We start from the raw sequence: 10,357 nt of genomic DNA on the forward strand, positions 1-10,357 counted from the left end.
GTTTGGCCTAAGTTTTCGCAGCGAGTGACCCCTGGCTTTTTGAGAAGATACTCTAGTAGAAGCAGTTGAAATTAAACAAGGAAAACCCATCGATATACAAATGATTCGTATTGCCAAAGATAAAATAATTAAATTTAATCCAAGGCGGTATTGTATTTTTTCTTCAGCTAACATTAATGAATTAGACTCTCTCTTAATAGAACAAGAAATTAAAATCATTAGAGATAGTCATGGCTGTCAAATGATTATCAATGGAACTATTCCCACTTTAAAGTATTACTTAAGACTAATAACATCAACTGAAAAGTTTTTAGATAATTATTCAAAATTAGTTGAACTGGATCAAGAATTACAAGTTATCCACAAAATTAAATGGAATGAAATCTTATCAAAATTAGACAAATAGGAATTAGTCTTCCATCCCTCCCACGCTCTCCAGACTCTCTACACTCCCCACTCCACACCAAAGTTCTGCTATAAATATACGATTGAGGGTGTACCCTAAAAATACTTGTCAAAAAACCCAAGGGATGTATGGTAATTAATAGGGACATTCTCCAATCTGATTAACTCAACAGGAAAGGAAACTTATGGCAAAACAGTTACAACTCGTAGGAAACGGTGAAATTATCCCCACAGCGTTACACGCAGAGATGCAACGTTCCTATCTTGAGTATGCCATGAGTGTTATTGTGGGGCGGGCCCTCCCAGATGTCAGAGATGGACTCAAACCGGTTCACCGTCGTATTCTCTACGCTATGCACGAATTAGGGTTAACCCCCGATCGCCCTTTCCGAAAATGTGCCCGCGTGGTGGGGGATGTGTTGGGTAAATACCATCCTCACGGGGATCAAGCGGTGTACGATGCTTTAGTACGGATGGTTCAGGATTTTTCCAGTCGTTATCCTTTGTTGGCCGGCCACGGTAACTTTGGATCGGTAGATAACGATCCCCCGGCTGCCATGCGATACACGGAAACCCGACTGTCTCCCATAGCTGATCAAGCTATGTTGACAGAGATCAGCGAAGCAATCGTCAATTTTAGTAGTAATTTTGATAATTCTCAACAAGAACCGGTCGTATTGCCAGCACAATTACCTAATTTACTGCTTAACGGTTGTACTGGGATCGCTGTTGGAATGGCCACCAATATTCCCCCTCATAACCTGGGAGAAGTGGTGGATGGTTTAATAGCATTAATCGATAATCCTCAGTTATCGGACGAGAAATTATGGAAGATTATCCCTGGTCCCGATTTTCCCACCGGTGGGGAAATTATGCAAACTCAGGGTATTGAAGAAGCTTATCGTCATGGAAAAGGGATCATTCCGGTGCGTGGAGTGGTGAAAATTGAACGCATGGATGTGGGGAAAAAACGCCGTAAAGAAAGAACAGCTATTATTGTCACAGAATTGCCCTATCAGGTAACTAAGTCCACTTGGATCGAGAAAATCGCCGATTTAGTCAACAATGGTAGATTAGACGGTATCGCCGACATTCGTGATGAAAGCGATCGCACAGGAATGCGAGTGGTGATCGAATTGAAACGGGATGCTGTTGCAAAAACAGTTCTTAGGGAATTGTACAAAAAAACTGCCCTACAACAAAATTTTGGGGCAATTATGTTAGCTTTGGTGGAGAATCAACCCTGTCAATTATCTCTCCGTCAACTGTTAGAAGAGTTTCTTAAATTTCGAGAACATACTTTAACCCGTCAATATAATCATGAGTTACAAGAATGTCGTAATCGGTTACATCTTTTAGAAGGATTATTAATCGCACTTAACGATTTAGACCGCATGATTGATATTTTACGTCATGCTGCTGATGGTACCACTGCTAAAGCCCAATTTCAACAAGAATTGAATTTGAGTGAAGCACAAGCTAACGGTATTTTAGCCATGCCCATGCGTCGTTTAACAGGGTTAGAAAGACAGAAGTTACAGGCAGAATACGATGAGTTAGAAGGGAGAATTAATGAGTTAGAAACTTTGTTAAATAACCGCCCCGAATTCTTAAAAGTCCTCAAAAAAGAACTGCGATCGCTAAAACGTAAATACGGAGATGCAAGACGTACTCGTATCATTAAACCTTCCGTAGAAAAAAGCCCATCCAAATCAACCTCAAGTTCTCAGAAAGCAACCCAAAGTCAAGATAAAATAACTTCAAAATCTAACCAAGAAACAGAAATAGTTGCTCAACCTTTTAGTTTATTTACTCCCCAAACTCCTCCCCAAGAAGCTATTTTAGAGATGACTCATCGGGAGACAATTTGTTGGCGATCGCCTAATGATAAAGTTCCCGATAATCATATTTCAATTTACAGTCAGCCTATTCAAAATAGGGAGCAGTTTGTTGTCATAACTGATATTGGTAAAGCTTACCCTGTAAATGTTTCCGATGTTCCTCCCATTAATATTCAACCCATTACTCTATTGAGTTTGTTACCCAAAAGCGCACAACGAGATAGTAAAAAAGTTATCTCCGTTTTCTTCTTATCAGATAATACAGAAAATAAGGATTTATTGTTATTAACAAATCAAGGAAAAATAAAACGAATTCAATTATCAGAATTAGAAGGGTTGACTAATAGAGGATTAGTTTTAATCAAACTGAAAGATAATGATTATTTAGAGTATATTTCCCTGACAAAAGAAGGGGAAGAAACTGCGATCGCCATGTCCAGTGGTAGGGTATTACGATTCCCCATTGTGGATGAAGTTATACCCATTATGGGCCGCAATGCACAAGGAAATCAAGCACTAAAATTACGCTACGGAGAAACGATTATCAGTTGTGTTACTCTTGGTGAAAATAAGACAGTTTTATTAGTGTCTAAATTTGGCTATGGTAAACGGTTAAATATTGCCGGTTTACGCAGAACAAAACTAGGTGATATTGGCACACAAGCCTTACAATTTGCCCAGAAAACTGATAGCTTACTGGGGATGATTACAGTATCAGACTCACAGCAGGTTACTTTATTAACTAATCAAAGGAAAAGCATCAACTTAGTAGCTAAAAATGTGAAAGTTTGGGGGAAAGATGGTCAAGGCGATCGCTTGGTTAAACTATCTAATCAAGAAGTCATTGATTATGTAATTTAACATGATCAAGAAGGCATTAACCCTAACCCTTAACTGTCTTTTTCAACGGAAGAATATCTGCTTCATTACTTTCCCTAGCTACCCGAATTAATAAGGCGGCTAACGTTAAACTAGCTAGGGTAGAACTACCCCCATAACTCCATAAAGGAAAGGGTAAACCAGTGGTAGGTAAAGCCCCTGTGGCGACACCAATATTTAACAACGCTTGCCCCACCATCATCACCATTACACCAATAGCTATTAAACGTTTTACGCGGTGCAAACAGTTAGTTGCAACCCTTAAAGCAAAAGTGGCGTAGGTTAATAGTAATAAGAGTAAAACAATGCTACCCACAAAGCCAAATTCTTCGGCATAAACAGAGAAAATAAAATCTGTGTATTGAATGGGAAGATAAAACAACTTTTGTCCAGACTGTCCATAACCTACCCCGAAAATTTGTCCCGATCCCACCGCCATTAAACTTTGGACTAACTGATAACCATTTCCTAAAGGATCGGCCCAAGGATCGAGAAAAGCGGTAATCCGTTTACGCTGATATTCTCGTAAGCTGATGCTAATGAAAGCGGTTAATAAACCCCCTAACGCAGTGGTGGTTAAATACATAGCAGGAATACCCGAAGCTAAAGCGATTAACCAAACACTCATCCCACACAAGGCAGTGGTACTTAAATTGGGTTGTAATAAAATCGTAGCTAAAATTACCCCAAAAATTCCCACCCATTGCAGTCTAACTCCCCAAGAATGACGATCCCAATAGCCAAAAATGTAGGCACTTTGTACAACGAGAAAAGGTTTCATTAATTCTGAGGGTTGGATCAAAACTGGACCCAATTTAATCCAACGGGTTGCCCCATATACTTCGTGGCCAAATCCTGGAATTAATGTTGACACAATTAATCCCAATAGGATCAGCATACAGAAAGGGGCCAATTTAATTAGGTATTGTAGAGGCGATCGCACAATTAAATTAAAGCCCTGCAATCCAATCCAAATCCAAATGCTTTGACGGATTATGTAATACCAACCGTTGCCAGTTTCTGCTAATGCAACGGGATAAGAAGCTGAAAACAGGGCAATTAATCCTAAAGATAGCCACAAAAAGGTTAACCAGCGTAAAAAGCGGGCTTCTCTACACCAATCTTGTACTGTAGGTTCGAAAATGGGGATAAAGTACCTTAACATCAATCTTTTTTGACCCCAATAGTTGGCATAACTTTCTCTTGTCCTGGGGTTGATAGTTTAATAGTAGGAGATGAGAAAACATGGTCAAGGGTTCCCCAAAAGTATTTAGTTTATTAGTGAATAGTAAACAGTTACCAGTTATCACTTACCTTTTCTAGATCGCCGAATTCACAGTCTTGTATAAAGTACCTCGTTGTTTATAGGGACGCGGCAAGGAAGCGATCGCTTCTTGTAAGGTTTCTACTTCCATACAAGTGCCTCCCATTGCCCCTGCCATTGTTGTAATATGTTCTTCCATAAGGGTTCCACCGATGTCGTTACAACCCCATCTCAAGGCTTCTGTTGCGCCATGTAAACCTAATTTTACCCAACTGGGCTGATGGTTGGGTATCCATTTCCCCAGGAAAATTCGAGATACTGCAGTTAATAATAAAGTATCTTTTAAACTCGGTTGCTCTCTTTTAACACGCCTTCTTAGGGCTGGAGGTGCATCTTTGCCCACAAAAGGTAAAATAATAAATTCTGTGATTCTGGCTGGATAATTGTTGTGGATGGCAGTTTTTTGTAAGGTTCTTAAATGACTTAAATGTTGTATTTGTTGTTCGGGGGTTTCAATATGTCCAGATAATAGGGTGCTAGTGGTGTATAAACCCAAAGAATGAGCTAGGCTAATAATCTCTAACCAGGTTTGAGTAAGGATTTTTTCTGGGCAGATAATCCGTCTTACTTTGTCGTCTAAGACTTCGGCTGCTGTTCCTGGCATTGAGCCTAAACCAGCATTTTTTAAAGCTATAATTACCTCCCTATAACTAATTTTATCTTCCCTAGCGATAAATTGGATTTCTTGAGGGGAAAAAGCGTGTAGATGGAGGTTAGGAAATGTTCGTTTTAAATTGATAATTAACTGTTGATAATATTGTAAAGAACTGCCGTTTACTTTTGCTTCGGTGTTTAATCCCCCCTGCATACAAATTTCTGTTGCCCCTCTATTTACGGCATCTGAGGCTTTTTCGATAATCTTTTCTGTACTTAGCCAAAATGCTCCTTCATCTCCTGTATCCCGTCTAAAGGCACAAAAGTTGCAGTGTTGCTCGCAAATGTTGGTAAAGTTTATATTACGGTTAATAACGTAGGTTACGGTGTTTCCTACCTGATTTTGACGAAGTTTATCGGCAGTTTGACGAATGGCATTAATTGTGGTTTCATCGGTTTGAGATAAAAGAGTAACCCCATCGGTTTCTGATAGTTCCCGATTGTTCTCTACATCTTCTAAAATATTTTTTATTGTTTTTATTTGATTAATCACAGGAGTAGATAAAATAAAAAATAAATAAGTATTCCCCTTTTATTGTATCAAACATCTGATTTTTTAAAAAGGTTAATTAATGAAAATTTCGACAAAAACTATTAAGATTATTCTTTTAATCGCAATTGCTTGTGCTGTCTTTATTAGGGTTGCACATCTCGGTAGCCGAGAATTTTGGTACGATGAAGTCCTATCCTTACTATTATCCACTGGTAAAAAATCACAATATCAAAATCCTAAAGATGTTCCTATTATACTCGCTAATTATACCAGTTTATTAAGCCTTCCCTTGGAAAATGGTTTCTCAGATTTTCTCACAACTCTAGAAAAGTTTTTGAAAGGATTAGTCGCAGAGCCTCATCCATTTCTTTTCTTTTTAGAGCAGCATTTTTGGCTAAGATTGTTTGGTAATTCTGAAGCAGCAATGCGGAGCATCATTGTTTTATTTAGTTTGGGTTCTATGGGGTGTGCTTACGGTTTAGGCAGAAGATTATTAGGAGTACAAGGGGGTTTATTATTTGCGGCATTGTTGGGATTAAACCCCTATTATTTATTCCACTCTCTAAATATCAGAATGTATTGTTCATTGGTATTTTGGGTTTTATTAAGCAGTTGGTCTTTGATTGAATTGATCTTATTAAACACTTCAGAAAATCCTCAAAAGAACAATAAAAAAACTAAGATTTTTTGGACAGCGTTGTTAATTTTGTCCGCAGCATCCGGATTAATGACATTTTACTACTTTGCTGTGTTCTTTTTAGTGTTTGCTGTCTTGGTTTTATATTTGGATCGCCGAAAATGGTGGCAATATGCTCTGTATTTAATCAGTGGTATTATTATTACAATTCCTTGGGTGTGGTGGGGAACGAGACAACAATTAAGAAATGCCGACTTAGGAAGATTCTCTAGTAAAGGTAGTTTTTTAGCCGCCATAATTAGACACTTGCAAGAGTTTTTGGATGTTTTAGGTATTCACTTATTAGTTGGTGATTGGTCAAGCATTCTGCCAAATACTATAGTGACTATTTCAGGAGTTTTTGTTTTTATTGGTCTCATTTATTGTGGCTATAAATTACAGCGTAATAACCAAAAAAAATTACTAATCATTAGTTTCTTGTTAGGTTTATTTCCCCTATTTTTAATGTTACTCTTAGACATTATTACCAGAAAATTTACTATAGCATTCGGGTTTGGTCGTTCTGTAATCTTTGTCTTACCTGGTTGCTTATTACTATTAACTACTTTTTTGAAAAAAGGAGGTATAAAGTTCAAAAATGTCGCTATTCTAAGCCTATTAGTAATATATCTGAGTATCAATATCGCCGATTTCAGTTTGCGTTCTCGTCAAATGTTTCATCGCGTAGCAGACATTATCGATGAACAGCCAAATACACCTACCTTGATTATTATGAATTCCCAAGCCTGGGGTCATGTATTAAGGTTAGCTTATTATCTTCCCACTACTTCACCCATTAGCTTGTTAGCACAAAAATCCGCTCAATTATCTCCTGTTTTAGAACAAAATTTAGATAAAAAATCTCAACAATACCAACGAATTTTGTGGTTAGATAGCGAACGTCCTGTCTGGGGAAAACCCAGTACAGAACAACAAAAACAAGAGGTTAAAACCGTCCTCGAGCAAGATTATAGTCTGCAAAGTTCTCAAAGATTAGTGGGAACCTGGAAGTTAGATAATTTCAACGTAAATGTTTATGAAAAAAAATCTGACTCCGTACCTCAAACCTAACTAAAATGTAATTGAGATCCCTTCTGTGGCAAAAATTGATATTATAGATAGACCATTGTAAATAAATATTACGGTTTCATAGATGTACCTATACTATACGCTTGGATTGATCGTTGCACTCCTAGTGATAGGCGTTATCGTCTATCTTTTGACACCTCGCAGTTATGAGTCGTCCGACACAGTAGCCACCTCCTACGACGAATGGACTCAAGACGGAATTTTAGAATTTTACTGGGGTGAACACATCCACTTAGGCCACTACGGTTCACCACCAAGACGCAAAGATTTTTTAGAAGCTAAAGCCGATTTTGTCCACGAAATGGTTAAATGGGGCGGTTTAGACAAATTACCTGAAGGCACAACCCTCCTAGACGTTGGTTGTGGTATCGGTGGAAGCACTCGTATTCTAGCCAAAGAATACAAGTTTCAGGCAACAGGAGTCACCATTAGTCCCAAACAAGTACAACGGGGTACAGAGTTAACCCCCGAAGGTGTCACCGCTAAATTCCAGGTGGACGATGCTTTAAACCTCTCTTTTCCCGATAATAGTTTTGATGTGGTTTGGTCTATCGAAGCAGGTCCCCACATGCCAGATAAAGCTAAATATGCCTCCGAGATGATGCGAGTTTTAAAGCCCGGTGGTATCTTAGTTGTAGCAGATTGGAACCAAAGAGACGATCGCAAGAAGCCCCTTAATTTCTGGGAAAAACCAGTCATGCGTCAACTATTAGACCAATGGTCACACCCTTCATTTTCTAGCATAGAAGGCTTTTCCGAACAAATCGCAGAAACAGGATTAGTTGAAGGGGAAGTTGTAACAGCAGATTGGACAAAAGAAACCCTCCCATCTTGGTTAGAATCTATTTGGCAAGGAATAGTCAGACCAAAAGGTTTAATTAAATTCGGTTTCTCAGGATTTATTAAATCTTTAAGAGAAGTTCCTACCATGTTGTTAATGCGAGTGGGATTCGGTGCCGGTTTATGTCGTTTTGGAATGTTCCGCGCAGTCAAATCTCCTTCTGTCTCCCAATCAACCCAGACAACAAAAAGCGAAACGGTTAACGTTTAAACAATTTAGTACCAACTAATGAACTAACATAGATGTAACGAGGAATGGGGGCTGAAAAAAGGTTATTCAGTCCCTATTCTTTGAGAAATCTTCAGAATATTGTCCTAGATTAAGGTTAAAAGCATGACAATGTTTGGTTTTTTGGGTGGTACAATTATCTCCGTCGAGTCTGGTTATAAAGTTTTTCCTCATCCTAAACCCGATAAAGTTTATCATCGGTTGAGTGATGCTAAGTGGTTTTTGGCGGTGAGATGGTGTGATACCCTTTCTACCCCTGCCGCTATTATTAATAACACCGGGGAACTAGCTTTTCTCAATCAATTTGTTCTCACTATGGGAGAAAAAAACTTCATTCCTCAACAAAATCGCTCAGATATTTTTACTCGATGTCTGTCTTTATTACCTAACGAAACAGTTAATTATGAATTACAAGATCAAGACCGTATCATAGAAATAAGAGGTCTAGAAATCGATGCCCGTTACGGTAAAGTAGCTTTAGTCAGGGAATTGGTACAAGAATCTATGAGAATTTAAAATTTAGAAACATATTATGCAAGAGGAAATTACAATAATTGGTGCTGGTATTGGCGGCTTAACTTTAGCTGTTGCTTTAGAGAAAAAAGGTCTTAATTTTCAACTCTACGAACAAGCAGACTCTTTTGAAGCTTTAGGATATGGGATTCAAATTAGTCCCAATGTGGTTCGAGTTTTGTGGGAATTAGGTTTAGAAAAGCAGCTAGAAAATATATCTCATCTTTGTTCTGGTTTTGAGTTGCGATCGTTTAACTCAGATAAAACTTTAGCAAAATGGCAACTTAACAATCCCATACCTTATTATCAGTGTAGACGGGCAGACTTACACCAATTATTATTCGATTCTATTCAAGATAAAAGCAGAATTCATTTCTCCCATCGTTTAGAATCCTACCAACAAAAAGACAACAAAATATCCTTAGAGTGGCAAAACTTTGCATCCACAACTACTAGCGCGTTAATAGCAGCAGATGGGGTTCGTTCACAAGTTCGGCGATCGCTTTTTCCTCAAAATCAAGCTCAATACGCTGGTTACGCAGCCTATAGAGCAATCTTACCTTTTCAAGATAAATATCGCTCTTTATGGGGTAAAGCGACGGTTTGGATGGGGGAAAATCATCACGTTGTTGTTTATCCTAACGGTAGTCAAAATAACTCAACCCCTTGGCTTAATTTGGTTTTGGTTGTTAAGGATGCTAACTGGAACGAACAAGGTTGGAGTATTCCTGGGGATAAACAGACCATAGCGCAAGAATTTACCAATCAGTCTCAAGAACTTATCAGTATTTTAGAGGATATGGTAAAAAGTCCCGAACCTTGCTACAAATGGGGTTTATTTATCCATCAACCCCTCCCTTATTGGTCACAGGGACAAGTCACATTATTAGGAGATGCTGCCCATCCAATGCTACCTTTTCAGGCTCAAGGAGCAGCTATGGCCATAGAGGATGCCTACATTTTAGCTCAATATTTGATAAGTGAAAAGCAAGTGGAAAAAGCTTTTATTAAGTATCAAGAAAACCGAATTAAACGGACAACAAAAGTTCAACAAGTGTCAAAAAATAACGCCAACATTTTCCATGCTTCGGGAGTAAAAGCGGTTATTAGGAACTTTGCTTTGGGTCTAGTTTCGGCTACTGTTCCTAGTTTACTGAATCAAAAAACAGCTTGGATTTATAATTACGATGTTGGCAGTATTAATGGTTAATTGCTATATTTTTGATATATAAGACTTTTTAGCATTATTTACATTTGTCTTAAATATAGTAATCAGTCATCAGTTGTGAGAATTTAAATATGAGGTATAAGGAAATGGGGAATGAGAAAAAGTCAACAGTAACCAACGGTAACTGATAACTGATACCAAATCCGCTCTTGTTATACCCTTTATAAGCTAGAATAGGCAGATGTC

8 protein-coding genes are annotated in these 10,357 nt (G+C 38.2%); 6 read left to right on the forward strand and 2 right to left on the reverse strand.

Features of this window, described 5'->3' with window-relative positions:
• The first annotated feature begins 100 nt into the window (after nucleotides 1–100).
• A complete protein-coding gene (locus P9B04_RS07485; protein WP_342054370.1) occupies nucleotides 101–406 on the forward strand; it encodes a hypothetical protein in 306 nt (101 codons plus the stop codon).
• A 184-nt stretch (nucleotides 407–590) separates the two neighbouring features.
• Nucleotides 591–3,107, forward strand: a complete 2,517-nt coding sequence (locus P9B04_RS07490) for a DNA gyrase/topoisomerase IV subunit A (protein ID WP_342054371.1) — start codon at nucleotides 591–593, stop codon at nucleotides 3,105–3,107.
• A gap of 22 nt (nucleotides 3,108–3,129) precedes the next feature.
• On the opposite strand, the gene P9B04_RS07495 is transcribed toward P9B04_RS07490, so the two are convergent.
• Together P9B04_RS07495 and cofH are read right to left on the reverse strand one after the other, a co-directional pair.
• Complete coding sequence (locus tag P9B04_RS07495; protein ID WP_342054372.1) at nucleotides 3,130–4,290, reverse strand: FtsW/RodA/SpoVE family cell cycle protein; 1,161 nt, start codon at nucleotides 4,288–4,290, stop codon at nucleotides 3,130–3,132.
• 154 nt (nucleotides 4,291–4,444) lie between these two features.
• Complete coding sequence (gene cofH / locus P9B04_RS07500; RefSeq protein WP_342054373.1) at nucleotides 4,445–5,596, reverse strand: 7,8-didemethyl-8-hydroxy-5-deazariboflavin synthase subunit CofH; 1,152 nt, start codon at nucleotides 5,594–5,596, stop codon at nucleotides 4,445–4,447.
• A 79-nt stretch (nucleotides 5,597–5,675) separates the two neighbouring features.
• Here cofH and P9B04_RS07505 point away from each other — a divergent pair, with 79 nt between their 5' ends.
• From P9B04_RS07505 to P9B04_RS07520, 4 genes are all read left to right on the forward strand, one after another.
• A complete protein-coding gene (locus P9B04_RS07505) occupies nucleotides 5,676–7,343 on the forward strand; it encodes a glycosyltransferase family 39 protein (protein ID WP_342054374.1) in 1,668 nt (555 codons plus the stop codon).
• An 82-nt stretch (nucleotides 7,344–7,425) separates the two neighbouring features.
• Nucleotides 7,426–8,412: a methyltransferase domain-containing protein gene (locus P9B04_RS07510; RefSeq protein WP_342054375.1), complete on the forward strand. Its 987-nt coding sequence runs from the start codon at nucleotides 7,426–7,428 to the stop codon at nucleotides 8,410–8,412.
• A gap of 123 nt (nucleotides 8,413–8,535) precedes the next feature.
• A complete protein-coding gene (locus P9B04_RS07515) occupies nucleotides 8,536–8,946 on the forward strand; it encodes a hypothetical protein (protein ID WP_342054376.1) in 411 nt (136 codons plus the stop codon).
• Between the two features lie 16 nt (nucleotides 8,947–8,962).
• Nucleotides 8,963–10,153: an FAD-dependent monooxygenase gene (locus P9B04_RS07520; protein WP_342054377.1), complete on the forward strand. Its 1,191-nt coding sequence runs from the start codon at nucleotides 8,963–8,965 to the stop codon at nucleotides 10,151–10,153.
• Nucleotides 10,154–10,357 lie beyond the last annotated feature (204 nt).

It is taken from the genome of Crocosphaera sp. Alani8 (assembly GCF_038442745.1).
Classification (GTDB): domain Bacteria; phylum Cyanobacteriota; class Cyanobacteriia; order Cyanobacteriales; family Microcystaceae; genus Crocosphaera.

What these genes read in the sequence shown, in the direction of transcription:
- P9B04_RS07485 (WP_342054370.1), top strand. Translation starts at nt 101, where the DNA reads ATGATTCGTATTGCCAAAGATAAAATAATTAAATTTAATCCAAGGCGG.
- P9B04_RS07490 (WP_342054371.1), top strand. Translation starts at nt 591, where the DNA reads ATGGCAAAACAGTTACAACTCGTAGGAAACGGTGAAATTATCCCCACA.
- P9B04_RS07495 (WP_342054372.1), bottom strand. Translation starts at nt 4,290, where the DNA reads ATGTTAAGGTACTTTATCCCCATTTTCGAACCTACAGTACAAGATTGG.
- P9B04_RS07505 (WP_342054374.1), top strand. Translation starts at nt 5,676, where the DNA reads ATGAAAATTTCGACAAAAACTATTAAGATTATTCTTTTAATCGCAATT.
- P9B04_RS07510 (WP_342054375.1), top strand. Translation starts at nt 7,426, where the DNA reads ATGTACCTATACTATACGCTTGGATTGATCGTTGCACTCCTAGTGATA.
- P9B04_RS07515 (WP_342054376.1), top strand. Translation starts at nt 8,536, where the DNA reads ATGACAATGTTTGGTTTTTTGGGTGGTACAATTATCTCCGTCGAGTCT.
- P9B04_RS07520 (WP_342054377.1), top strand. Translation starts at nt 8,963, where the DNA reads ATGCAAGAGGAAATTACAATAATTGGTGCTGGTATTGGCGGCTTAACT.